The organism is Paenibacillus sp. NN59 (assembly GCF_057597225.1).
Genome location: NZ_CP199678.1, coordinates 6535073 through 6560809 on the forward strand (window position 1 = coordinate 6535073; position 25737 = coordinate 6560809).

Consider the following 25737-nt stretch of genomic DNA (forward strand, 5'->3'; position numbering starts at 1 on the left):
ACTCTCTAGTTTAACATACCTGAGGCACCGTCACATCCCGATCCCCCTCTTGGAAGCCGTTTCCTGTAGAAATATTTCACACCAAAAAAACAAGGCCAGCTAAACAGCGGGCCTTGTTCTTATCTCAGCATGGTGAAGCGATGCCTTGTGTACTATACTCAATATCGTGATATATCCTTAATTCAGATAAGTCATCGGATTTTCTGCTGTACCATTTTTCAAAATCTCAAAATGCAGATGTGTTCCTGTGGAACGTCCGGTATTGCCCATCACGCCGATACTGTCGCCCTTTTCCACCACTTGGCCAACATCAACACTGATGCTATTCAAGTGACCGTAAAGTGTTTCATATCCGTTGCGATGGTTAATAATGATGACATTCCCATAACCGCTCTTTTGGCCTGCAAAAGTAACTACACCTTCATCTGCAGATTTCACATCGCGATTACCGACCAGATCGACACCTTTGTGCTGACGCCCCCAACGTTGACCGAAGCTGCTGCTCATCGTCGCATTGGATACAGGCCATGCAAACTGTCCTGTGCCTTCGCCAACCACTTTAGTTCCGCTCAGCACTACCTCAGTCACCGCAGTTTTGAGAACTTCCTGACCCAGCCATTCTTCGCGAACGACTTCGCCGTTTTCTTTGGTGATGCGATACTGCATATTTTTTAGCCCGCTTTGGCCTGGACGAACCACTTTCGTCGTACCTGCCTTCAGCTCAGCACTTTTGCGCACCTCAACCTGTGGTTTCACTTCAATCTGTTCTACCACTTGCTCCACCGATTTAACCGTGATTGCCGGCTTTGGTACGGTCAGAGTCAACTCCTGTCCAATCTGGAGGGATGTCTCCTTGATGCCCGGGTTATGTTTACGAATCTCGCTTTGTGTAATCTCATATTTGGCTGCGATCGAAGAGATCGTATCTCCTTCTCGCACTACATAGGTTACAGGCGCGTCTTTACCAACGGTTAAAGCTTTAACCGCCTCGGACTCATCCCATATTTTATTCGGGTCCGCCTTCACCGTATCCGTTGTCACTTCTTCTTTGATGTCTACGGATTTTAACGTTGTACTTGGCCCGTTATCCTTTTTAGAAGAATTCGCCGATACCGACTTGGTTTTCAGTGAGCTTCGCACAGCCGATGCCGGTATGTATTTGCTCTGTACTTGTTGCAGGATCTTGTCTGCCGTTTCCTGATCCTTCACAATGCCGACGACTTCACCGTTCACTTTAAGCTCCACGCCTTTGGCATAAGCCGTTAACATGTTGCCCAGTTTGTCCAGCGTTTGCTCGCTGTTCACTTCGGGTTTATATGCCCTTACCGTTTCCGTTGTAATTCCGTCTGTGTTCAGCACCATCTCTGCATCCGGATACTTCTCCCGGTATTCTTCGGTTTTTTTCGCAAACAACTGCTGCAGTTGTGCCTCGTTGGCAATGGTTCCAACTTCAGTGCCTTTGACTATAACCTTATAATAAGGAACCGTATTGGAAGCCACATATTGCTTAACTCCGAATCCAACCGATGCTGCAATCAGAATGCCACAAGTTGCGGTAATGATCCATTTGCGCGATGACAAAATTCTTTTCTTATTTGAACTGAAGTTGGACATGCTCATGCTGTTTTTGTCTTCGGCCGTCCGGTGTTCTCCGGATTGTTCGTGTACCCGGTGTTGATCCGGTTGGCGTTTGCCTCTGAAACCTTTCATGATTCTCTCCTTTTCAGCACTTCTTAATCCGCATTTGAATCGGACTTCACCTCATGGTGAGTCTTATGCAAGTAAGTTCATTGTTATGATTATTTAAAAAAGCAGGACTTTAGCTGTGCTCTTAAAAGTGTCAAAATTTTAACCTTTTATCACACCCGTATACTTTAACACAGGTTTTACAGTCATTTCAACTCTTATCCTCACAAGAAAAATCCGCGTCCTATCTGGTTTCCCTGATATATCCATAGGTTAGAGCGTCTGTTCCATCACCCATTATGCCTCAACTCCAGTTATACTATGTACTTTTTATCTCAATCTAAGACTAGGTTCTAAGACCTACTGAATTGCATTCAATTTTTCATGTAAATACAAAAAAATCCCCCATCAGAATACCTCTGATGAAGGATTAAAATCGACTTGTTCTATTCTTAGTCTGGCAGGCTCATCACGCTTAAAGCAAGATTCATTTTCACTTATTCTTGGTTGCTCCTATAATAAACCGCTTTTGTTGCACTTCCCAGAATCCATGCCGCTCCATCTCCAGATGGATCTCCCATAATGGTTCACGGAATCGTTCTACTGTAAAATCTGGTACTTGCCACGGGATGGTGTTTAGATAATAAACCAGAGCCCCGATATCATAGAAACGCTGTACAGGCGTAGCTTCACGCTGATCCCAGATGTGAAAACCGTTTCTCACCATCTGATCTACGGCGAAATCGAGCTCCCATCCAGCATAATCAGATGGCATTGGGATGCCTAATCGATCATTGATCTCACGGCAATCCGACCAACCTACCTGCTGTGTCAGAAACACTCCACCTTCTGAAAGCAAGCGCCGGACTTCCCGTGGATCATACGATTCATGCCGATTGAGAATTAGATCAAATTCCCCATCTGCAAAAGGAAGCTGAGAATCATCCGTTACAGGATACACATTTACGCCTAACGGGCTAAGACGATCCTTCGCAATCGCTATATTTGGAGCGTATCCTTCCGTTGCACAAGTGTATGACGGTAACGGATGCAGGCTCGACAGCAGCTCACCACCGCCTGTGCCCATATCCAGCATTCGCTTCGCATCCTTCATACAACTCCGTGCCATCTCGTCGTAAGACCAGCACAACACACCACTCTGCATCCGCCCATTATCCGTAATATATCCAAAATCCCAACCATGGAAGGGCTGTTCTGCTTCCTTTAATCCTTGCTCAAATCGTTCCTTCATTGCAGCAAGTTGTTCAGCCGGCATCATTGATGATGTATTTATCGTATTTTTAGAACCTGCATTATTCGATGTCTTCATAGTTATTAGGCCTCCAATAGTCCATTTCATGCTTTTCTCCGGTATCGGTACAACGTACCTCTGGTACAAAGGCATGAACGGAGGGCCACGACTCCTTGGCCTGAGAGCCGGTGTTAAAGAGAGGTTCTGTTGTTATATATCGTGTTCTTTACGGTTCATTCTCATATACTCTTCCTCCTGGGTACGTTCTCTACTATTTCATGCAATTATATGGGGAATGAATCATGGATTTCAACATGAATGTAACATTTCCCCAGTTTAACTGGTTATTAGTTGGAGGATACGGGGCTAAGAAGGTACCGCGACCCTTTTTATTCCGCTTGCAGTACTTGCATCAAATCATCGTATTCTTCACTCGTAAGATACTTCGAGATCACCTGTTCAATCTCTCGCAGTTCCTGCTCGGTCAGTCCACCCTCCATCGCTCCTGAGATCTGTTGCATTTCCTTTTGGGGTAACTTGTTCATCAGCAGAGTGAAAATACGTTCTTTTTCCTCCGTCGGCAGTTTGTTTTTGGCGCCTGTAATATCATCCGGTGTAACAACGATTGCATCATTGCCCTTTGCATGGTTACTGTTCGCTTCTTGACCACTCGACGTGTCACGTCCAGCCGCTGTTCCGTTGCCATCTACGGTTCCATTTCCAGAATCCCCGCTTGCTCCTGCTCCGCCCGTTTCATCGTTGCTGGAGGTTCCGGAGTTCGTCGTTCCGTTGCCCATCACCGAAATTGAATTCTCCGGAGCCTTTTCCTCTTTCGTTCCCGCTCGCTGATCCGTAGACGGATCCTCTGACTTTTCTCCCTCACTAGACTGCTTGTCTCCCAAGGCCCCTTGGAACATGCCCATCAGACCCATGGGCTGACCTTCCCACTGTATATTAAAACTGGCTAGCAATGACTTGGCATACGATTGCACGATTAAACCTGTCGTAAGCAACGTCAGTGAACTGACCAGCAACACGATAAGCACCATTTTGACAAACCACATCAGCAACTTCATCTCTGTTTTTCTCCCTCCATATACATATCATTCGTTCAACGTATATCCTGTTAGCCAGTATTGACGGAAATCTCGGGATTATATCCGAAACAGACACAAAAAACCTCCAGTCGCCGCTGAGTAGCAACAACTGGAGGTAGATCTATCATTCATATATCATGTTATACGTAGATTGGCAGAACCTGATTTGTCTGCTCACGGTTACGACCTACAGAGAAGATCGCGATCGGAATACCTGTCAGTTCAGATACACGCTTCACGTAGTTCTGTGTGTTCACCGGCAGATCTTCCAGCTTCTTCGCTCCTGTAATGTCCTCACTCCAACCTGGCATTTCTTCGTATACGGCTTCACATTCAGCCAGCATTTTGAGGCTTGCCGGGTAGTGAGTGATTACTTCACCACGGAATTTGTAACCTGTGCAGATTTTTACGGTATCCAGACCTGTCATAACGTCCAATGAGTTCAAGGACAGCCCTGTGATGCCACTTACACGACGAGCGTGACGAACAACCACACTGTCAAACCAGCCCACACGGCGCGGACGTCCAGTTACTGTTCCGTACTCATGGCCTGTCTCACGAATCTGGTCGCCGATCGCATCATGCAATTCGGTAGGGAATGGGCCGTCACCTACACGAGTTGTGTATGCTTTCGCTACGCCAATAACTTGCTGAATGCGTGCTGGACCAACACCCGAACCTATACATACGCCGCCTGCAGACGGATTGGAAGAAGTCACATATGGATACGTACCTTGGTCAAGGTCCAGCATCACGCCTTGTGCGCCTTCAAACAGTACTTTTTTATTCTCATCAATGGAATCATTCAGCACAACCGATGTATCCTTCACATAAGGACGAAGAATTTCTGCATAGCCGAGGTAATCCTTCAGAATCTCTTCTACATCAACCGGAGTACCGTTGTAAACTTGCTCGATAACACGATTTTTCTCTTTAACCAGATGACGCAATTTCAATTCGAAATCTTCTGCATCCAGCAGATCCACCATGCGGATACCGATCCGGGCAGATTTGTCCATGTAACAAGGACCGATCCCTTTGCCGGTTGTACCGATTTTGTTCGGGCCTTTACTCTCTTCCTCCAGTGCATCCAGAACCATATGATAAGGCAGGATGATATGTGCACGCTCACTGATGGACAGGTTTTTCGTTGTAAATCCGTTATCATGAATATAATTAATTTCTTCGATAAGTGCCTTCGGGTTGATAACCATACCGTTACCAATCACACAAGCTTTGTCTGTGTAAAAGATACCCGATGGAATCATCGTCAATTTATATTTTTTGTTGTCGATCAGGATCGTATGGCCAGCATTGTTACCTCCTTGGTAACGAGCCACCACGTCAGCGCTCTCCGCCAAATAATCCGTGATTTTACCTTTTCCTTCGTCTCCCCATTGCGTTCCCACTACAACTACCGTTGACATAGTTAACATACCTCCGTGGGTGCCTTGCGCACCTTTGTATTGGTCTGTCCGTCCTCTATCCCGGCAGGCATGTTACGCAATAAACCGACTGAGAAGCGTGCTAACGGACAGTAAAAATGTCCTTCCGTTACATTCAAGGGAAGGTTTGCGCTGCTTTAACGCAGCAATATTAGTGTACCAGTCCCCTTTTTCAAAGTCAAATGAAATGGCGAACAATTATATATGCCACTTGCTTAATGTTCGGAATTATGACCGAATTTCACAGTAAAAAAACCGGTGATCCCAGTCTTGTTACCTTGACTGCATTTTCACCGGTACTTTTATATTTGCAATGGATTGACGCTACATATGGTATAGATCCTGATATCCGACCAAGCTAATCTCCTATTACTGGTTGTATCGGATAGCCTGTGTACCCCTGCTTAGAGTAATCGCAGTCTATCCGCTACATCGCGAAGGCATCATTATGTGCCCTCTCGTAATTGACGAATTTATTAAAGTTTTTCAAGAAGACTAATTCTACGGTTCCTACCGGACCATTACGCTGTTTAGCAATAATGATCTCAATAATATTTTTCTTCTCGGTTTCCTGGTTGTAGTAGTCATCCCGGTACAGGAAGGCTACGATATCAGCATCTTGCTCGATCGAACCGGATTCCCGCAAGTCACTCATCATCGGACGTTTATCCTGCCGTTGCTCTACACCCCGGCTAAGCTGAGACAAGGCGATAACCGGAACTTCCAGTTCCCGGCCAATCTGTTTCAGCGTACGTGAAATCTCGGATACCTCTTGTTGACGGTTCTCCCCGGCTTTACCACGTCCACTAATCAATTGAAGGTAGTCGATCAGAATCATACCGAGACCCTTCTCTTTTTTCAGACGACGGCATTTCGCACGAATATCAGCTACCGTAATCCCTGGCGTATCGTCGATGTAGATGTTGGCTTCGTTGAGAGCAGCAATCCCCATGGTCAGCTTCTGCCAGTCTTCATCGCCTTTGAATTCCCCTGTACGAAGAACTCCCGCATCCAGATTGGCCTCGGCGCAGATCATCCGTTGTACGAGCTGTGCCGCGGACATCTCCAGACTGAAGATGGCTACCGTTTCTTGTGCCCTGATGCCTACGTTCTGAGCGATATTCAAAGCAAAGGCGGTCTTACCTACAGATGGACGCGCCGCTACAATAATCAAGTCGCTACGCTGGAATCCAGCGGTCATCTTGTCCAAATCGATGAAGCCGGAAGGGATTCCTGTTGTCGTTCCCCGGTTCTGATGCAACGTTTCGACCTTGTCGAACACTTCCATGAGAACATCCTGGATGGCGATAAAACCACTACTGGAGCGTCTGTTGGAAATCTCCAAGATGCGGCGCTCCGCTTCCCCGAGCATACCTGCAACATCTTCTCCACCTGTGTAGCCTTCACTTACAATCTGCGTAGCTGTGCGAATCAGACGACGAAGCATCGATTTCTCTTCGATAATCTGCGCATAATAATCCACGTTGGCCGCTGTTGGCACACCGTGAGCAAGCTTGGCAAGGTAGCTAACGCCACCGATGTCCTCCAGCTCACCTTTATCCTTCAGACGCGAAGTCAGCGTAACAAGGTCAATCGGTTGATTTTCCTCACCTAGCTGGATCATCGCTTCATATATCAATTGATGGGGCTTATCGTAGAAATCCTCGGTTTGCACCCGTTCCATCGCTGTAATCAGAGCTTCGCCCTGCAACAGGATTGCACCCAGCACAGCCTGTTCGGCCTCTAGGTTCTGCGGGGGGACCCGGTCGAATAACATTTCGCCGCCCATCTTACTCCTCCGTTACCTGTACCTTCAAGGTTGCCTTCACCTCAGGGTGAACCTTGACGATCACTTGCGTTACACCGAGCGTACGGATCGGATCATCCAGCTCAATTTTGCGCTTATCTATTTTCAGGCCCTTTTTTGACAAAGCTTCCGCGATCTGTTTGCTCGTAATGGCACCGAACAGACGGCCGCCCTCACCCGCTTTTGCCTTGAGTTCCGTTACTTCTGCCTCCAGCTTTTTCGCAAGTGCTTCAGCTTCCGCTTTCTCTTCCTGCTTAAGTCTTTCTTCCGCTGCCTTCTGATTGTCCAGAGTCTTCATGTTACCCTCCGTTGCCGGACGAACAATTCCCCGTGGCAACAGGAAGTTCTGTGCATAACCCTCAGATACTTCCTTCACTTGCCCCTTCTTGCCTTGACCCTTCATATCTTTTATAAAAATGACTTTCATTCGAATAACCCCTCTTCCTTTTCGATTTCAGCCAGGACGTTCATCAGCCGTTTCTCCGCTTCTCCCAGCGTTCCTTCAAGCTGCACTGCAGCATTGGTTAAGTGACCGCCGCCACCTAATCGTTCCATAACGACCTGAACATTCATGCGACCCAGTGATCTTGCACTGATGCCAATCAGTCCATCCGTTCGCTCACTGATGACAAATGAAGCGACCACGTCGGTCATGTTCAGCAATGTGTCCGCCACCTGGGCGATCATCATCTGTGAGATCTTGTTGCCAGGGCCAGTGACCGCCAGCGCAATGTTCCCATATACCATTTTAGCATGCTTTATGATTTCTGCCTTAGCAATATATTCTGACAGATCCTCTTTCATCAGCTTCTGGACCATAATGGTATCTGCACCACTACGACGAAGGAAGCCCGCTGCTTCAAACGTTCTGGAGCCGGTATGCAGTGCAAAATGCTTCGTATCCAGCGTGATGCCGGCAAGTAGGGCCGTTGCTTCAAGTGGAGTGAACTGTACCTTTTCGTGAATATATTGCAGAAGCTCCGTAACAAGTTCAGCGGCAGACGAAGCGTACGGTTCCAGATAGATCAGTACTGCATCATTAATAAATTCCTCACCCCGGCGATGGTGATCCACGACCACCACACGCGTTGCAGATTGCACCAGTTTAGGTTCCATCGTCATTGAAGCCTTGTGGGTATCCACAACAACCAGCAGTGTGTGCTCTGTCATCAGCTGCGTCGCTTGCTCCGGTGATATCAAAGCTTTGGACAACTTCTCGTCCTTGTTGACCTGTTCCATCAGCCGTTCAATAGAAGGATTCATACCGTCCAGCACAATACGAGCCTCAACGTTGTACAGACTCGCTGCCTTCCATACCCCAATGGATGCACCGATGGCATCCATATCCGGCATTTTATGACCCATAACGATTACACGGTCACTTTCCTGCATCAAGTCCCGCAAGGCGTGAGCAATAACCCGCGCTCTGACGCGTGTGCGCTTCTCCACTGCATTGGACTTACCACCGTAAAACGATAAACGCTGACCCGACTTCACAGCCGCTTGATCTCCGCCTCGTCCAAGTGCCATATCCAGACTGGATTGTGCCAGTTCTCCCATCTCGCTGATGCTGTCTGAACCCGATGCAAGGCCAACGCTTAGCGTCATCGGCACTTTCAGATCGGCTGTCATCTCCCGAACTTCATCCAGAATAACAAACCGGCTCTGTTCAAGCTCCTGCAGAGACTTATGATTCAGCATCATCAAGTAACGATCCGACGAAAGACGACGGAGATACACGCCATATTGCTTTGCCCAGGCTGTAATCTCACTGGCAACTCGTGCGATCAGCGCTGTACGTTGTTGGTCATCCATGCCTTGAGCAGCCTCATCCAGATTGTCCAGAACGAGAATACCCAGCGCAATACGTTCATTCTCATATTTATCCCGCAATATAGCTAACTCGGTGATCTCGTACACATATACGTACCGCTCCTGCGGGTTGTGAATTACACCGTAATACCGATCATCCAGTTGGAATTCATCATGGAATTCCTTGGGGGAAGGTTCTTTGGATCCATCCTTATCCTTCTTCTCCTTCGGCTGGGGAAGATGTGGGAACAAGTTAAGCAGTGAGCTGCCGACGACCGTCTTCTCATGGAACATATCTGCAACGAAGCGGTTGTGCCACTCTATCGTACGATCCTCGCTATACAGCACAATTCCGAAGGGAAGCATGCTAACCGCCTCACCTTCCATACGTTTAATACGAATGGTAAGGCCATTAATATAGTCATTAAGCTCGCGGCGGAATGCAAGTTCTGCCTTGATCATGACGATTCCCAGCGCCGAAGCCAGTATCAGACTAATCAAACCAAGCGTCCAGTTATAGATAGTAACTAACATCACTAGTAGCAACAGCAGTATGAACGCCCATACGGTATAATAGCCGTGCCAGCGTTTCTTTAGAAATTTAGGCATGACTCATCACCCTATCGTTTTGATTTCGATATTGCCTCACGGATCGGGAACGCCAGATCAATAATTCCGACAATGCGAAGCGGACCAATGAAAAACACTGCTGCTCCCAATAAAAATGGGATAATCGGATTCCATTTTCTTGTATATGAGAGGAAAAAGAAGAAACCGATGGCTTGAATCATGAAACCAAGATTAATTAATGGTGACAAGTTCATCGCAATCATCTTCCAATATGATCCGTCGTTTTGTCTGGATACTACCTCAATAATCAACGCGAGGAAGTAATACCAGATCAATGCACGTGGCATACGCCATTCTCTTGCAGGTGGAAGTTTGGATACGTTCAAGCCCATAACACTCAGAATCGGACGAGCAATGATATGTGTAATGAATGCCATGACCATCGACGTAACGACCAGGGCAAAAGGAATCATTAACTGTGTTTGTTTCGCGATATCTTCAGTCATTTCAGGTGTCCAAACGAAACCATTGATCATCTGATTCGAAGAATTCGTGAGTGGCTCAATCGTTAATTGCACCACATCTCTGATATAACTGGACAGATCAAATTGGAAAATGAGACTGCCCACCAACAGTAACAACAAATATTCCGCCAGCATCGTTCCGGCACCTGTCATTAGAGCAAACAAGGCCGATTTTTGTTTCTTATACGCGTGACCCATAGCGATGGCTGGCAAAATCAAGATCACCATGAACAACAGATAAATCGGATGGACCATCACCAAAATAATAGCAACCGGCACTAGATGCAAAATAAAGGATTTTACAGATAGTGAGGCATACAAAATAACTCCCGGAATCATCATAAAAAATATAGAGAGCACCGATAAAGGAGTTAGTAGCGAAAGCAGCAAAAGTAAAAGCACTGCACTCCAGACAGCTGATTTAAAGCTAAATTTCAACAAATTCACCTCTTACGCATATGATCTTCTAGCGCGGAAATATCCTGGTACCAGTCTTCCAGCTGGTGACCTTCCTGTTTATGCTTTTTTAATTTCTCTACAAGCAGAGCATCGAGATCCTTAAATGGAATACCGAGCCGACGGCCCAATATGTAACTGCTCATCATTAAACTGGCAAGACTATCTCCGATTCGAATCGTGCTGCCTTCCCACAATGCTTTGAATAATCGGGATACTTGATCAAGTACTTCGGTTTTCAGCCATTCAATCACTTTAGCCCGCTTGGCTACATCCAGTTCTTTAGGCATTTGGCGAAAGTCACTCTCCCCCGAAAAAGCTTTATTCTCGATTATAGCATAAAAAAGGGGCCTGCAAAATTACCCCCAAAAGCGGAGAAATTCTCCTAAACTCCATGACAGGTGCGATGCCGAGCCCCGTTTGTCTTATCATATATATTCGTAATAATCGCTTTGATTATCCCTGCAAGCCCGCCATTTTTGAAAAGTAATCAACTATTTAGCTTTCATGGACTCCTTGGCAACAATTCCTTCACAGTATTCAATGATCTGACTGCGTCTCACAATGCCGATAAAACGTTCCATATCATCCACGACCGGGACAAAGTTCTGCACCTTGGCTAGATTAATTAAATCCTCCATATTGGCATCAATGGATACCGGCTTGATATCAAGTCTCAACGGAACGTCCTTGAGAAGAAATTTTGAAGCGTTTTCAAATGATATCTTCCCCTCGGCATTTTTCATATACCACAACAGATCGCCTTCCGTAACCGTACCAATATATTTGCCTTCCTTATTCAAAATAGGCACTGCTGTAAACCGATGATATTCCATCCGTTCCAGCGTTTGCCGCAGTGTAGAGTCCGACGTCACACATGTAACCTCTTGTTTGGGCAGCAAAAAAAACGCGATGTTCATACCCTCATATATCCTCCTTGTCTATTTCTCGTTCAACTAGATCGCTCAACTTATATTATACGTTATAGAACGAAGGATGTTCCAAAAGGATGAAGTTCTTACGCGATGAAAAGCCTCACACAAAGAAAAAAACAGCAGCCCGCTTAACGTACTGCTGATTGTTGTGTAAGACAAACCATCTGTATGGAGTTAACTATTCAATCTTCTGCCGGTCAGGAATCATGACTTCACCGGCTGGGGTCGATTGATCCATCCAGTTTTTAATCAGCTCTTTAGCATATTGAACATCTTTCTCATCGGCACGCCCATAATAAATGCCGTTTTTACGCATACCTTCGCTCAAAATCGTAAAGCTGGAAACCTGTGGTTTTTCCTGTGTCAGAACTTGTTTTGCCAGATCAATGATAAAGTTCGGCTGCATGTCGGTCTGAAAATTATCACCCATGATCTGGAATAACTCGGGGATCTTCGCGATCTGATTCAGATTCAACATTTTGTCTGCAAAAGCATTCAGGAAAATTTGCTGCCGATTCGTACGGTTAAAATCACTGTCTTCCCGATATCTCACGTAATAGAGTGCTTCCTGTCCGTCATAGATCGGTTTGCCGCCTTTTACCGTGAACTTTTCATGGTTTGGATCTTTGTTCACGATATCCTTATCAATTGGCAGTGATATGCCTCCGAGGGCGTCAACCACCTTTTTGATTCCCTGAAAGTTAATCGTTGCGTAATAACCTACGTCTGCATCAAGAAACTTTTCCACCGTATTGATGGACATATTCTCCCCGCCGAAGGCGTAAGCATGCGCGATTTTGTCATAATCATCCGTCCCGTCCTTGTCCGCATCTCTTCCTACGATCTGCACATACGTGTCACGCGGAATAGATACCAGAAGCACCCGAGATTCCTTCGGACGTACCACAGCATAGATGACTGCATCCGAACGTCCGCGTGACTTCTCGTAGTCTCGTTTATCGGAGCCCAGGAGCAACACAGAAAATGGTTCTTTACGATATACTGTTGGATCAGGCGTTTTATTACCTTCCTGCGGCACGTAAGATTGCGTTAGCTGCGCTTCTACTGTATCCGCCAGAAACAGGTCAAAAGCGGCCACAGCGAGCTGCTGACGGAAAACATAACCGCCAATGATCAGAACGACTAGGGAGATAAGTGTTATATAGAGGCCTTTGCGACTTTTTTTCTTCTTTTCTTTAGTTCTGCTTTTCATCCGTCGATTCCTTCTTCACTCTCAAAATTGAAATTCATTACTACCCATTAAACGTGAGCAACGTCTGATGACACGCCGTTCTCCAAACTTTTATTTCTCTTTGAGCCGGAGTACCGCTGATGCTCGTTCTATTGTAATCATTCCTGCATCATGAAAAGTTACAATCGGGTTAAATTGAAAAGAACAGCGCCCCCTTTTTCGGTTACAAAAGGTTCACTGTTCCTCCGTATCCTCTCATTTTAATTCTACATATTATGTGATCCCAACGATCCCTCCGGTTGCTGCTTCTGTTTCTCTTTTTGACGAAGACGTCCCGTTACTAGAGCCACGATCAAGGTTAACACGCTAAAAATAACTGCTGACCAGAAAAGTCCATTGTACCCTTGACCTGTCGTTTGATGTACAGCCTGAAGCAACGTCTCCCGTATATTGGCATCTGGAATCTTGGACAACCCCGCCATGAGACTGGAGACATCATTTCCTGATGTTCCACCAGAAGCATATTGCTCCAGCGCGGCCGGTGGTACTTCAATTCCTCGATCCGCCAGACCTGACTGGATGTTCGAGCCCAGGTTAGAAAAAGAACGTGCCAGGAATCCGGCGAAGATCGTCGGCGCAATCGCCATCGCCATTTGACGGAACAAAGAGCTGGTTGCTACTGCAATACCTTTATTGTTCTCACCTGCCTGTTCGGTTACAAGAACGTTGACTGGCGCACCCAGCATCATGCCAAAACCAATACCGACAAGGGTACTCGCAATAACAAACTGCCAGATATGCTCTACCCATAGCGGGAATAATAGGAAACCAATCGCAGAGAGCAAGCCAGCTACCGACAATGTCCAGATTGGTCCTTTCCGGTCAACGAGGTATCCTCCTCCTCCTGCTCCAATCCCTGAAGCCAGTGCGAGCGGTGTAAACCAGTAGCCTGAAGCTGTGCTGGATACGCCTAGATATTGCTCTACAAAACCCGGAATGAAGATAACAGAGGCCAAAATGGCTCCTGAGAAAAAGGCAATGAGCAACGTCCAGCGGAAAGATGCAATGCCAAGCAGTTTTGTGGAAACGACCGGTTCACGGTCGGACCCTTCCAACCTTTTTTCCATAAAATAAAAGATCACCAGCACAGCTACACCCACTAGAAAGAAGCTATAAAACATTGGCGAAGCCAAGCTTTGAAGCATGTTCACACCGTCGAGATTACTGAAGCTGTACATCAGACTCAGTACGCCTAATGTTAAGACCGCTATGCCGCTCCAATCGACAGCTGCCCGGCTGAGCTCCTGTTCTTCCTGGATATAACGGATTCCGACAATGAACAGCAGGATTGCAATCGGTACGTTGATGAGAAACAACCAGTGCCAGTTGCCTGTAATATCAAGGATGAATGCGCCGATGTTAGGGCCAAGAATAGCTGCTATGCCGTTCATGCCTCCCAGAAGCCCCAGAGCTGTACCCTGCCGCTGAGCAGGAAACTTACTAAGCACATAAGAGCTCGCGATGATAAATATCCCGCCTCCACCAAGCGCCTGAATGACCCGGGCGATCAAGAAAAAGGTAAACGAAGTGCTTAACGCAACAAGGAGCGATCCGATTCCGAATAAAGCAACCTCAATGAGAAACAGTTTTTTGCGTCCAAATCGATCTGACAGCTTACCCGCAATGGGTACACTGATTGCAAGCCCAAGCGTGTATAGCGTAATCGTCCAAGCACCCCATGTTGGCGAAACACCAAACGAGGCATTTAATGTGGTCAGCGACGATGTAATTATTCCGTTATCCAGTGCGGCCATAAATACACCCACGGCAAAGAGAATCAATGGCCATTTCATTTCTTTTTGCATCCCGGATTCCTCCTTCATCTGATTCTGTACACTCTCGTACAACTCTTAATACCATCTATATAAACCTGAATGAATAATAATGACTCACTGGTCATTTTAAAATAAAGCGAGTCTATATGTCAATTGATGAATATCGATTAGACCCAATTTATGTAACACCTGCATTCCATTTCAATGATGTATTTCTCAGTCTCACGATTTAAAAAAAGAGGTTGTTCTCTGATCCCTTATCGGAATCAGAGAACAACCTTAGATCTTATTTTTTTACTGCATCAGATGACGGTTCAGGAATTTCTCTATCGCGCGGTAGAGATCCAGTTGATTCTCTACATTGGCGAAGCCGTGACCTTCATTCATTTTCAGCATATATGGCACGTCTACTCCACGTTTACGCAGTGCTTCGACAATCTGATCGGACTCGGCCTGTTTGACACGCGGATCATTGGCACCCTGAACAACAAATAGTGGTGCTTTCATCTGATCAACATGGAAGAGCGGTGAGATTGCGGTAAGCAGCTCTTTGTCCTTCTCCGGATCACCGACACGCTCATAAAACAGATTGCGCCCAGATTCCCAATATGGCGGTAGCGAGTTAAGCAGCGTAAAGATATTGGATGGGCCTACATAACTAACCCCAGCAGCGTATACATCCGGGGTGAAGGCCAGGCCAGCGAGAGCCGCATAACCCCCATATGATCCACCATAAATTGCGACTCGCTTCGGATCAACTGTACCTTCTTTTACCAGCCAGTTCACACCGTCGGTGAGATCATCCTGCATGGCTTTACCCCACTGTTTATTGCCTGCCTCTAGAAACTTCTTACCATAACCTGTTGATCCACGGAAGTTCACTTGCAGGACTGCATATCCGCGGCTTGCCAAGAACTGGACATCCGGAATATATCCCCATGAATCCCGGGCCCAAGGTCCACCATGCGGAAGAACAACCAAAGGAAGATTCGATGCCGTCGCACCTTGTGGCAGTGTCAGATATCCATGAAGGTCAAGACCATCCCGAGACTTGAACATAATTGGTTTCATATCCGCCATTTTGGTCTCATCAATCCATGGAGCCGTATCCGCCAGCTTATCGAGCTTGCCTGTTTTGGAATTATAGAAATAATATGTGCCCATCGATTTGTCACTGTATGATATAAAGAGTGCCTGCCCATCATCACTTGTGCTTATAATACCAACCTCTTTGCCAGGCACCTTGGCTTTGATATCCTGCATGAGTGTCTTGAACTCGTTGTCAAAATACTCATAATTGACCTTGTCTGTCTCATAGACTGCTGCAAGGATCTTGCCTTTTTCTTTGGAAGGAATAACATTGCTGACATCCACATCTTTGTTTTCAAAAAGAGTTCTGGTTACCTTCTTTGTTGCCAGGCTATATTCCACGACAGCCATCTTGTCTTGCTCCAGATTGGATACTGCGTACAGGTTTTTGTTGTCGCTTGTGAACATGACAGGAACAAACGTATCTCCCAGATCTGTTGTGAGCAGTGGCTGGAACGGCTGATTCTCCGCATCCCGATACAATAAGGAAGATACATTGCCATCACTGGATATGGCTACACGAATTTTTCCTTCATGGTCTGTCATCCAGCCTGTAATGTTACCCGGATTCTCGGCAGCAATAACTGCCTCCCCTGTCTTGATATTGATACGGTATACGTCAAAAACTCTCGCATCACGCTTGTTCATGCTTACCAAAATTTCATCTGGAATATTCTCCAAAGGATCGACAAGCATCGCTCTTGTATTTGGATAAGGCGTCAGATCTTTGCTATTTTTTCCATCGATATCTGTAATATACAGGTGGTAGTTCTCATCTCCAGCCGCATCCTTTGCATACAACAGCTTGTCATTCGTTGCCCATGCAAAACTAGCAATACTGCGATCTGTTTCACTTGTAATACGTACAGGCTTATCTTGACCATTTGCCGTAACCACGATGTTCATCCGATTGTTCCACGGCTCCATGTAAGCCAGATGTTTGCCATCAGGGGACATTTGAAAACCTGCCTGAGCAGGCTGTTTGAAGAAGTCCTCAAGCGGTGTGACCCCTGCTTTCTTCACATCAAGCCCTAGGGCAAGGTACAGTGCACTAGCAAATTCCCCATGCGTTACTGCTTGTTTTGCATGAAATGCATTACCTTCGATAATGAAATGTTGTTTAACTCGGACAGCATCATTCGCATGTACAGCCGGGATTTGGTCAGCATCACTGTAGATCACCTGTATACCGTTATCCTTCAATTCGAAAGCTCGTGTGAACAACGAAGCCATCTGGGCACGTGTGAGCGGAGCATCTGGCGCATACCCTTTGGTATTACCTTGAATGAGATCACCTTGTTTCAGCGCATAAATGGCTGGTGCTGCTGCATGATCAGACAGAACGTCTGCAAAACCTGTAAGGGTTGCCGGAGCATCCAGTTCAAGCACACGCTGCAGAATAATCGCAGCTTCAGCACGTGTAATAGGTGTTGCCGTTTCTTTCATTCCATCTGTGGTGCCATCTATGTATCCCAGTTGTTGCAGTGTCTGTGTTGCCTTGGAAACGATAGATTCCGAGACAGCCGCCGTAGGTTTGACTGCTTCGGCCGCCTGTACGGCAGGCTGAATCAAGGCAATCGACATGGCCATGGACAGCGTGAGTGCGTACACTTTTTTGCTAATCGAGTTCAAATGTTTTCCCCCTTATAAGTGAATTACAGGATAATGTGGAACTATACGTATCCTATTTTACTATGATTATCCATTTCGGAACAGCGGCAACTCTCCTTGACACGGGTGGTATGTTTAGTTTACTTTTGTGTTCGAAAATCCGTAATTCAACAGCTTGCGTGTCTCAACGAACCGCCCTTCCCTCGTATCTGATCCAAATACAACCGATATTAGCCGTTTGCCATCTCGCTCAGCCGTTCCAACGAAATGATACCCCGTATCCTTGTCATATCCAGTCTTTAATCCATCATTACCTTCATAAGCATATGGACCCCCGATTGAAGATAACATCCAGTTTGTATTGCTCATATAGATCCCCTTTTGGTGCAACGAGACTTGCATTTGATTGGAAACTTTAAGAATCTCGGGGTGATGGTTAAGCAAATATTGGGCAAGCTTGCAGGCATCCATCGCAGTCATTAACGTTTGACCCTGGATATTATGTGGACGATAAGGACCAAGCATAGTCTCGCTTAGACCTGTAGAGTTGGTGAAGTGAGTATCCCCTGACAGACCAATCTCAGCAGCCTTTTGATTCATCCGCTGTACAAATTGATGTTCTGAACCGCTGATATGTTCCGCCAAAGCAACGGTAGCATCATTGGCAGAATATACTGCCACCACTTGGAATAACTCCTGAACAGTGAATCGATCCCCCTGTTTGAGTGCAAGCTGATTCCCGCCAACAGAGCTGGCGTAACGACTAACATTAACAGGATCATCCCAACGAATATCTCCTCTCATTGCAGCCTCCATTACAAGTAGCTCGGTCATTAGCTTGCTGATACCTGCAGGAGCAATCTCTTCGGAGCCATTGTAATCCATCAGCACCTGTTCCGAATTCATATCCATCAAAACAGCCGACTCGGCTTTAATGCCTGGCTTACCAACCAGCATGTCCGGTTTTACTCCCAAATATATAATAACTAGTAAAGTGAATAACATTCCTGCGCGTTTCCACCATATTTTCATCGATTCATCACCTCTTACCTATATAGACGTAGCAAAGAGGCATTTTGTCTGCACTTTTTTGAGAATAAATTAAATTTTTTTTATTTTTTGGTTACAAAAAAAACATGGATTTCTTCCACCCCATGCCAGAGTGTCGAAATCCATGTTTATTAATAATTACTGAGCAACAACTGCTTTATCTGCATTTACAGCCAGATCGCTCAAGTATACGCCAGTTCCATCGCCAATCGCATAGTTCATTACACGTTTGTTAACTGGTGATACCACAGCACGGTACAATGTTGGGAATACTGGAACTTCATCTACCATGTATTGTTGCCATTCATTGTAGATCTCTTTACGTTTCTCTACGTCAAATGCTTCAGCAGAGATACCACGTGCCAGCAATTTGTCGTTCTCTTCACTGGAGAAACGAGGGAAGTTATAGAGTGCATCGCGTCCATACAGACCTGATGGATCAACGTCGATACCAACACCCCAAGCCGCTTGGTACACATCGACATTAGGATCATCTTTACCTGTGTTACCTACACGGTCGTAGAAGTTGTTAAACTCGATCATTTCCAAGTTTACTTTCAGACCGATTGCTGCCCAAGATTGAACATAGTAACGTGCGAGTGGCTCAGCTGTGTCGCCACCTGTCATAGAAATAAAATTGATTTCAAGTGGTGAACCATCTGGCTTCGTACGGAATTCTCCGTCCATTTTATAGCCAGCTTCGTCAAGCAATTTCTTTGCAGCTTCCGGATCATATTTCACACCTGGATTGTTGGAATCATGGAATTCAGGGTGAGAAGGTGGAATCAGTGTTGTTGCATTCCAGCGAAGACCGTTGTAGAAACGTTTACCTACTTGGTCATTATCTACAGCCATCCACATCGCTTTACGCAAGTTTTTATCACCCATTTTTGCGTCAGGATTAGATTTAACTTTATTGTTCTCAGCATCCCATGTTCCCAGTTTGAAACCGATGTACGTATACGCACGGTCGATTGCACCCAGGAATTCAACGTTGGAGAGGTTCGCATTGTCTTTATACTGATCTGTCGGGAAGGAGTCTACCAGATCTACACCGCCAGATTTCAGCTCTTGAACAACCGTTGTCGGGTTGATTACTTTCAATGTTACTTTGTCCAGTTTTGGAGCTCCACGCCAGTAGTCATCGTTTTTAACAAACGTTACAGACTCACCTGGTGTGATCGTTTCTACTTTAAACGGACCAAAACCGATTGGCTTCTCACGTACTTCTTTGGAAGAAGACATTTTCGCAATATCCATACCACCAAAAATATGTTTCGCTAATGGATATGTCCACACGCCGCCTGTCAGCAGGGATGGCGTTGCTTCTTTATACGTAATGCTGATTTTTTTGTCACTCAGCACTTTAATACCAGAGATTGTTTTTGCTTTTCCAGCATGATACTCATCCATACCTACAACACTTGTGAAATTGGAATCATAACGTGGGCCATCATAACCTTTGCCACCGATGACTTCATAAGCAAACTGCAAATCTTCAGCCGTTACCGGCTTGCCATCATGCCAGTTTACATTGTCACGAATCGTGAGCGTAAACGTTTTGCCATCTTCGGATGTTTCATATGTTGCTGCACCATCATTGGTGTAGACATAGTCTTTATCCCAAGTCAGCAAACCTTCGTCAAACCATTGCAAAACTTGCGCATCCGGATTACCGGAATAGAAGTTAAAGTTTAGTGTACCTTCAAAAGCAGTATCGGATACGAGACCATAGGTAAGTGATCCACCCTCGATGGCTGTACCTTCATTCTTTTTAACATTACTGAAGTCTTCAATGGAGTAAACCCCCTCTTCTTTCGCAGGTTTTTCCTCCGTTTTCCCTTCTTCAGTTTTGGCTCCTGGTGCAGGAGTTGCTGCTTCTTTCTCGGAGCACGCCGCAAGCGCCAATACAAAGACCAGCATCATCGTGAAAAATAGTCCTCGTGAAAATAATCCCTTTTTCATGAACCTTTCCTCCCTTTTTTTAACCTCTTCTTTGTCTTGCATCCGTCGCACGTTTCAAGGCCTGTCCGACATTATTTATACTCAACATCAATACCAGGATCAGTAGTGATGCAGGTAGCCAAATCCACCATCTGTATTCCAAGGTTTGCGGATTACGTGCATAACTTACGAGTGTTCCAAGACTTGGTGTGCTTTCCGGGAAACCAAATCCCAAGAAAGACAACCCGGATTCAAGACCAATATTAGCTGCCAGGTTCAATGTCATCGTTACAATGATAATCGAACTTAGGTTAGGAAGAAGCTGCGATACAATAATTTTAAAGTGAGAAGATCCAAGTGTTTTGGATGCTTTAATATACTCGAGTTCACCCTCCTGAAGCGCCTTGGATCGAATCAATCTGGCGATTCCCATCCATAGGAAGGCGGTCATAATGAGCGAGAATGAAACGATATTATATTTCGGTACAGCCGTTACAAAGGCGATAACCATCATCAGGAATGGCAAGATCATGAAAAAGTCCACCACACGCATGAACATATTATCAATCATTCCGCCAAAGTATCCCGAGAGCACACCAACCAGAATGCCAATAAATCCAGTCATTAAGGTTACCAGAATACCGATAGTTAAAGAGTTTCTTGTCCCAATAACAAGCTGACCAAATACATCTCGTCCGCCATAGTCTGTTCCCAGCCAGTATTGAGCGGAAGGTGGCTCATATAGTGCAAACAAATCAACTTTAACAATATCGTCCTGATTCAGAATCATAGAGGTTCCATATACAAGAAGAATGACAAGCCCCAGGAATATGAGCGAAACGAGGGCTACTTTGTCCCTGACCAACTCTCGCCACACAATGCTTAAGCCGGAAGGGCTTTTATCAACCTTCTGCGAAGTTACAATAACATCATTGGTCTTGCTCATCTGTTTTCACCCCGAAATCTTCAAGTTCTTACTTAATGCGAATACGCGGATCGACCAATCCCAGAATAATATCAGACAGCAGTGAGCCTAGAATCGTAGCAATCCCATATAATAATACGAGTGCCGTGACTACACTGAAATCCCGTAATGAGATGGAATTCAGGAACAACTGTCCCATACCCGGGTAGCTGAATATACTTTCAATAAAGATGGTTCCGCCGATCAGCCCCGTAATCTCATACCCGAAAAATGCAGCAATCGGCAACAGGGAGTTTCGCAAAATATGTCTGTTGTAGATTCGGGATTCCGAAGCACCTTTGGCTCTCGCCGTGATTACGAACTCTTTGTGCTTGATATCAATAATCTCACTGCGTAAATATTGTACCGTGGATACAGTGGAGATTAGTGCCATTGATAACGCTGGTAGTAGCAAATGGTGAATCTTGCTTATGACGTATTCAAATGTTCCTGGTGTAAGACCTGGTGCCACACTTCCCCCTGTCGGGAACCATCCAAAACGGAACCCGAAAATCCAGACCATGACCAGAGCGAAAATGAAGAGTGGTGCTGCAAAACCCAGGTACGTATATCCTGTAATTAAACGGTCAGACCAGGTGTCGTTATAACGACCACTGATGATACCGAGTGGAATAGCAATAAGATATGTGAGAATCAGTGTTGCCAATGCAAGCCAGAATGTATTGGCAATCCGTTGACCAATAAGATCTGTTACTGGCATTTTAAAACGGAACGATTGTCCGAAATCACCCATAGCTGCATGCCTGATCCAGTCCCAATACTGTATATACCATGGATTATTCAATCCTAGCCGTTCGCGCTGTTCTTCTAGCGCTTTGGGATCAATACTCGGATCAAGCAGTCCCGTCAACGCGTCACCTGGCATGGCTTTGGCCATCAGGAAGACCAGAATACTGAGCAAAATTATTTGAGGAATCATTATAAATATTCGGCGTACAATAGTTTTCCACATATGGCCTTCAACCTTTCTGAGGTAAAGCTACCCGGTGAGTATCGGAAATGGATTGGAGCGAATAAGCAAGCCCTTCCTCATCGAAGAAATTGCGGTATGAATTTTCATACTCGGATTTGATCTGCTGTCGGAAAGCTATCATTTCCTCACGTTTGGTTGGGTCCATATCCGGAATCGCTGCGATAAGACGTTTGGTATAGATATGTTGGGGATTTTCAAAAATATCATCTGTTGTCCCTTGTTCCACATATCGACCTTTATACATAATTCCAATCTGGTCGCACATATGACGAATAATGCCCAGATCGTGGCTGATAAACAAATAGGTCAGATTCAGTTCTTTCTGAATTTCCTGCATGAAGTTGAGCACCTGGGCTTGTACGGATACATCCAGTGCAGATACAGGTTCGTCAGCGATAATCAGTTTGGGCTTGAGTGCAATGGCACGAGCGATTCCAATCCGTTGACGCTGTCCACCTGAGAATTCATGCGGATACTTGTAGATAGACTCTGGACTCAACCCTACCTTCTCTAATAAGCTACCGACCTGTCTCTTCTCTTCCGTTGCCGTCAGTCGTTCATAGTTTCTTAGAGGCTCAGCAATGATGTCCATAACGCGCTTCTTCGGGTTAAGAGACGAATAAGGATCCTGGAAAATCATCTGTACATCCCGCTGAAGCTGGCGATCTTTGCGTCGTTCTTTGGTCAAATCCCTGCCATTGAATAAAATTTTTCCACTTGTCACATGATTCAGACCAATCACAGCTCTGCCTGTTGTTGTCTTGCCTGAACCGGATTCTCCAACAAGACCGTAAGTCTGGCCTTCTTCAATGGAAAAGCTGACATCGTCAACCGCTTTGACACTGTCAATCTCCCGTTTTAGTAATCCTCCGCGAATCGGAAAGTGTATTTTGAGTCCTTCTACTTCAAGTAATGCCATTATGTTATGCCTCCTCCGCTTGATCAGGGAAATGAAAGTGCTGATAGCAGGTACACCTTACAAAGTGTCCTGGCGCAATTTCATGCATCTGCGGGTTATCTTCATGAGCAGAGTCGCTAATCCATGGAATTCGGGCCTTGAATCTGCACCCCTGCCTTGGAAGATTTTTGAGAGAAGGTACGATGCCTTGAATGACATGTAATTTGGATTTTTCTTCAGTAATCGTAGGGATCGAGTTTAATAATGAACGTGTATAGGGATGTTTTGCATTGGTCATCAATGTAACAATATCCGCTATTTCAACAATTTCTCCTGCATACATGACGGCTACACGATCAGCCATCTCGGCCACTACACCAAGGTCATGCGTAATAAGGATAATACCTGCGTTAATCTCATTCTTCAGCTCTCGGATCAACTCGAGAATTTGCAACTGAATGGTCACGTCAAGTGCTGTTGTTGGTTCATCGGCAATGAGCAGTTCTGGCTTATTGGCAATTGCGATTGCGATAACAATACGTTGCCTCATACCGCCAGATAATTCGTGGGGATATTGCTTATATATTTGTTCGGGACGTGGAATCCCTACCTGGTTCAATAAGTGAATAACCTTATCCCGCTTCTCTCTGGAAGACAGCTTCGGTTGATGAAGAGTGAGAATCTCTTCAATCTGTTCACCTATGATCATTAGAGGATTGAGTGCGGATAGTGGATCCTGAAAGATCATGGCCATTTCTCTTCCGCGCAGTTTGTTTAATTGATTAGGGGATATGTTGGCGATATCTTTCCCTTTATAGAGAATCTGACCTTCGATTTTGGCTTTGTTATGCAATCCCATCAGAGAAAATGCAAATGCACTCTTACCTGAACCTGATTCTCCTACAATAGCCAACACTTCATTTTTCTTAACCTTAAGATTAACGTGATCGACTGCTGCATAATAGTTATCTTCAATTCTGAATGATGTCGTTAAGTCTCTGACTTCCAATAGCTCTTTATTCAAATCAATCACCCTAACCCTGTAATTTCATCAGACTGTATTCATAAGTAGAAGAGTGCATCCACTGTATATTTCCATGTTGTTCCTTAAATTGAACAAAAGTGTATACAAAATACCTTATCGTTAACAGAATCAAGATTATAGTCTTCAATTTAAACCATTGGTCAATTAATGTTGATAATTCCTAGCGGAATTATAAATACAAATAATTACTGTAATCATACGTGTAATTTAAGTTAACGTCAATCATTATTTTGGGATTTATGGAATAAATGTTTTCTATGCTACAGTTTTGGGTAATAGTTTTGGCTAAAAGGTATCTATAGCAGGATTTTAGTGTGAGAGTTAAGTGTGCTCGGGTGGAATTACAACAATATGAGGCGTGTGTACAAAGTTTTTTTGTGTTTATATATAACATGTCTATGACACAATGTGTAGAGTTAATAGCATATGATTTGGGAGTAACTTAGTTAGTGTAAATTACATGTCACATTTAGGGGGATTTTGTCGTTTCATAGAATCTCTGCTTAGAGGTCATATGAAGCTTATATATATACATTTATTTAAGGTTTGTAAGATAAACGTAAAAATCTAGTTATTATAGTATAGTTTTATTTAATTGTTGCTGTAAAGAGTTAATTGTTACTTTTGAACATTTATTTTACAAAAGAAAGAAAAAAGTCCTGCAAAAAGCAGGACTTTACTAATAAATATTCATAATTACGCATATATACTATTACCTTTGTGGTGCCAATGGTGGCCTTTTACCACGTTTTAAATCACGAATACTCAAATCAAAGTCCATCTGTAGATGAGGATAGTCCGGAAAGTTAGTCCAGTCTCCACCCCAGGTGAAACCTAGCTCTTTAGCTAAATCGACAACCTCCATCCAATCTGCCTTGCCATTGCCATTATCATCTCGTTCCATATCCCAGACAATATCTCCATCAGGGGTTCTTAAGGCAAAATCAATGGCTAGTCCATAGTTATGATAAGACTCCCCGCCTCTTGCATTGGTGACAATATTCCCAGAAGATGAGCGTCCCTGTGCAAAGAGAGCATCTTGTTCCTCCACACTCCGATATCCATGCGTAATCACAACTTCTATACCTCGCCTGGCAGCCATACGGACTAATACACCTTCACTTTCGGCAACAGCTGGATGCAAACCGGTAATTGGCAAAGGCTCAGGAATTATTTCATCTTGCCATATCTCTCCCAAGTCCCCTTTTTGTTGCAACCATACAAATACAATGGATAGAATAATCGTTGCGATGATCCAGTTTCTCAGGCTTTTCTTCCTTCGCTGTCTTAGCTTACGTAGTGATGAATTCATATACTCTCCTACACTTTTTCTACTCATCAAGCTTTAATTCTTTTTTAAAGGCTTCATTTCAGGTAAACTAACTTCTATTATAATTCATCTCAGCTGTGAAAGCTTCTTCTGCAAAAATTACATGATTATACGTTTTCATTTTCTTGAATTTTCATATGGTATCCTTATTCTTATCCTTAGATTTATAGTATTTAAGAACACAAAAAAAGCAGTCGGCTT

The 25737-nt window shown here is 44.9% G+C and carries 20 protein-coding genes; all 20 read right to left on the reverse strand.

Annotated features, from left to right (window positions below):
* Positions 1 to 177: 177 nt before the first annotated feature.
* The 20 genes from ACT89M_RS28410 to ACT89M_RS28505 all read right to left on the reverse strand — a co-directional run bounded on the left by ACT89M_RS28410 (position 178) and on the right by ACT89M_RS28505 (position 25518).
* Positions 178 to 1710: a peptidoglycan DD-metalloendopeptidase family protein gene (locus ACT89M_RS28410; RefSeq protein WP_154960427.1), complete on the reverse strand. Its 1533-nt coding sequence runs from the start codon at positions 1708 to 1710 to the stop codon at positions 178 to 180.
* A 469-nt stretch (positions 1711 to 2179) separates the two neighbouring features.
* Positions 2180 to 2938 (reverse strand): class I SAM-dependent methyltransferase, encoded by a 759-nt coding sequence (locus tag ACT89M_RS28415; RefSeq protein ID WP_154890312.1) that lies wholly within the window; start codon positions 2936 to 2938, stop codon positions 2180 to 2182.
* 389 nt (positions 2939 to 3327) lie between these two features.
* Positions 3328 to 4014: a hypothetical protein gene (locus ACT89M_RS28420; protein ID WP_154889672.1), complete on the reverse strand. Its 687-nt coding sequence runs from the start codon at positions 4012 to 4014 to the stop codon at positions 3328 to 3330.
* A 161-nt stretch (positions 4015 to 4175) separates the two neighbouring features.
* A complete protein-coding gene (locus ACT89M_RS28425; RefSeq protein ID WP_090923571.1) occupies positions 4176 to 5462 on the reverse strand; it encodes an adenylosuccinate synthase in 1287 nt (428 codons plus the stop codon).
* 445 nt (positions 5463 to 5907) lie between these two features.
* Positions 5908 to 7269: a replicative DNA helicase gene (gene dnaB, locus ACT89M_RS28430; RefSeq protein WP_090923572.1), complete on the reverse strand. Its 1362-nt coding sequence runs from the start codon at positions 7267 to 7269 to the stop codon at positions 5908 to 5910.
* Between the two features lies 1 nt (position 7270).
* A complete protein-coding gene (rplI, locus tag ACT89M_RS28435; RefSeq protein ID WP_090923573.1) occupies positions 7271 to 7714 on the reverse strand; it encodes a 50S ribosomal protein L9 in 444 nt (147 codons plus the stop codon).
* Entirely contained in the window at positions 7711 to 9708 is a 1998-nt protein-coding gene (locus ACT89M_RS28440) for a DHH family phosphoesterase (RefSeq protein ID WP_090923574.1), read from the reverse strand. The genes rplI and ACT89M_RS28440 overlap by 4 nt, the downstream gene beginning before the upstream one ends.
* An 11-nt stretch (positions 9709 to 9719) precedes the next feature.
* On the reverse strand, positions 9720 to 10631 hold the full coding sequence (locus ACT89M_RS28445) for a DUF2232 domain-containing protein (protein WP_090923625.1): 912 nt from the start codon (positions 10629 to 10631) through the stop codon (positions 9720 to 9722).
* 5 nt (positions 10632 to 10636) lie between these two features.
* Positions 10637 to 10939: a MazG-like family protein gene (locus tag ACT89M_RS28450; protein ID WP_090923575.1), complete on the reverse strand. Its 303-nt coding sequence runs from the start codon at positions 10937 to 10939 to the stop codon at positions 10637 to 10639.
* A 204-nt stretch (positions 10940 to 11143) separates the two neighbouring features.
* Entirely contained in the window at positions 11144 to 11569 is a 426-nt protein-coding gene (locus tag ACT89M_RS28455; protein WP_090923576.1) for a CBS domain-containing protein, read from the reverse strand.
* A 193-nt stretch (positions 11570 to 11762) separates the two neighbouring features.
* The gene (locus ACT89M_RS28460) at positions 11763 to 12797 is read right to left on the reverse strand and encodes an LCP family protein (RefSeq protein WP_090923577.1); all 1035 of its coding nucleotides are present in this window, start codon (positions 12795 to 12797) and stop codon (positions 11763 to 11765) included.
* A gap of 245 nt (positions 12798 to 13042) precedes the next feature.
* Complete coding sequence (locus ACT89M_RS28465) at positions 13043 to 14659, reverse strand: MFS transporter (RefSeq protein WP_441342908.1); 1617 nt, start codon at positions 14657 to 14659, stop codon at positions 13043 to 13045.
* 246 nt (positions 14660 to 14905) lie between these two features.
* Positions 14906 to 17332 (reverse strand): S9 family peptidase, encoded by a 2427-nt coding sequence (locus tag ACT89M_RS28470; protein WP_154960422.1) that lies wholly within the window; start codon positions 17330 to 17332, stop codon positions 14906 to 14908.
* 114 nt (positions 17333 to 17446) lie between these two features.
* Positions 17447 to 18343: a D-alanyl-D-alanine carboxypeptidase family protein gene (locus ACT89M_RS28475; protein WP_154960421.1), complete on the reverse strand. Its 897-nt coding sequence runs from the start codon at positions 18341 to 18343 to the stop codon at positions 17447 to 17449.
* Between the two features lie 156 nt (positions 18344 to 18499).
* On the reverse strand, positions 18500 to 20326 hold the full coding sequence (locus ACT89M_RS28480; protein WP_253498862.1) for an oligopeptide ABC transporter substrate-binding protein: 1827 nt from the start codon (positions 20324 to 20326) through the stop codon (positions 18500 to 18502).
* A 19-nt stretch (positions 20327 to 20345) separates the two neighbouring features.
* Entirely contained in the window at positions 20346 to 21251 is a 906-nt protein-coding gene (locus tag ACT89M_RS28485) for an ABC transporter permease (RefSeq protein WP_123067009.1), read from the reverse strand.
* A 28-nt stretch (positions 21252 to 21279) separates the two neighbouring features.
* Positions 21280 to 22242: an oligopeptide ABC transporter permease gene (opp4B, locus tag ACT89M_RS28490; protein ID WP_154889655.1), complete on the reverse strand. Its 963-nt coding sequence runs from the start codon at positions 22240 to 22242 to the stop codon at positions 21280 to 21282.
* Positions 22243 to 22249: 7 nt separating this feature from the next.
* On the reverse strand, positions 22250 to 23182 hold the full coding sequence (locus tag ACT89M_RS28495) for an ABC transporter ATP-binding protein (protein WP_260510743.1): 933 nt from the start codon (positions 23180 to 23182) through the stop codon (positions 22250 to 22252).
* A gap of 4 nt (positions 23183 to 23186) precedes the next feature.
* On the reverse strand, positions 23187 to 24185 hold the full coding sequence (locus ACT89M_RS28500; RefSeq protein ID WP_090923585.1) for an ABC transporter ATP-binding protein: 999 nt from the start codon (positions 24183 to 24185) through the stop codon (positions 23187 to 23189).
* Positions 24186 to 24918: 733 nt separating this feature from the next.
* Positions 24919 to 25518 (reverse strand): M15 family metallopeptidase, encoded by a 600-nt coding sequence (locus ACT89M_RS28505; RefSeq protein ID WP_090923586.1) that lies wholly within the window; start codon positions 25516 to 25518, stop codon positions 24919 to 24921.
* Between the last annotated feature and the right edge of the window lie 219 nt (positions 25519 to 25737).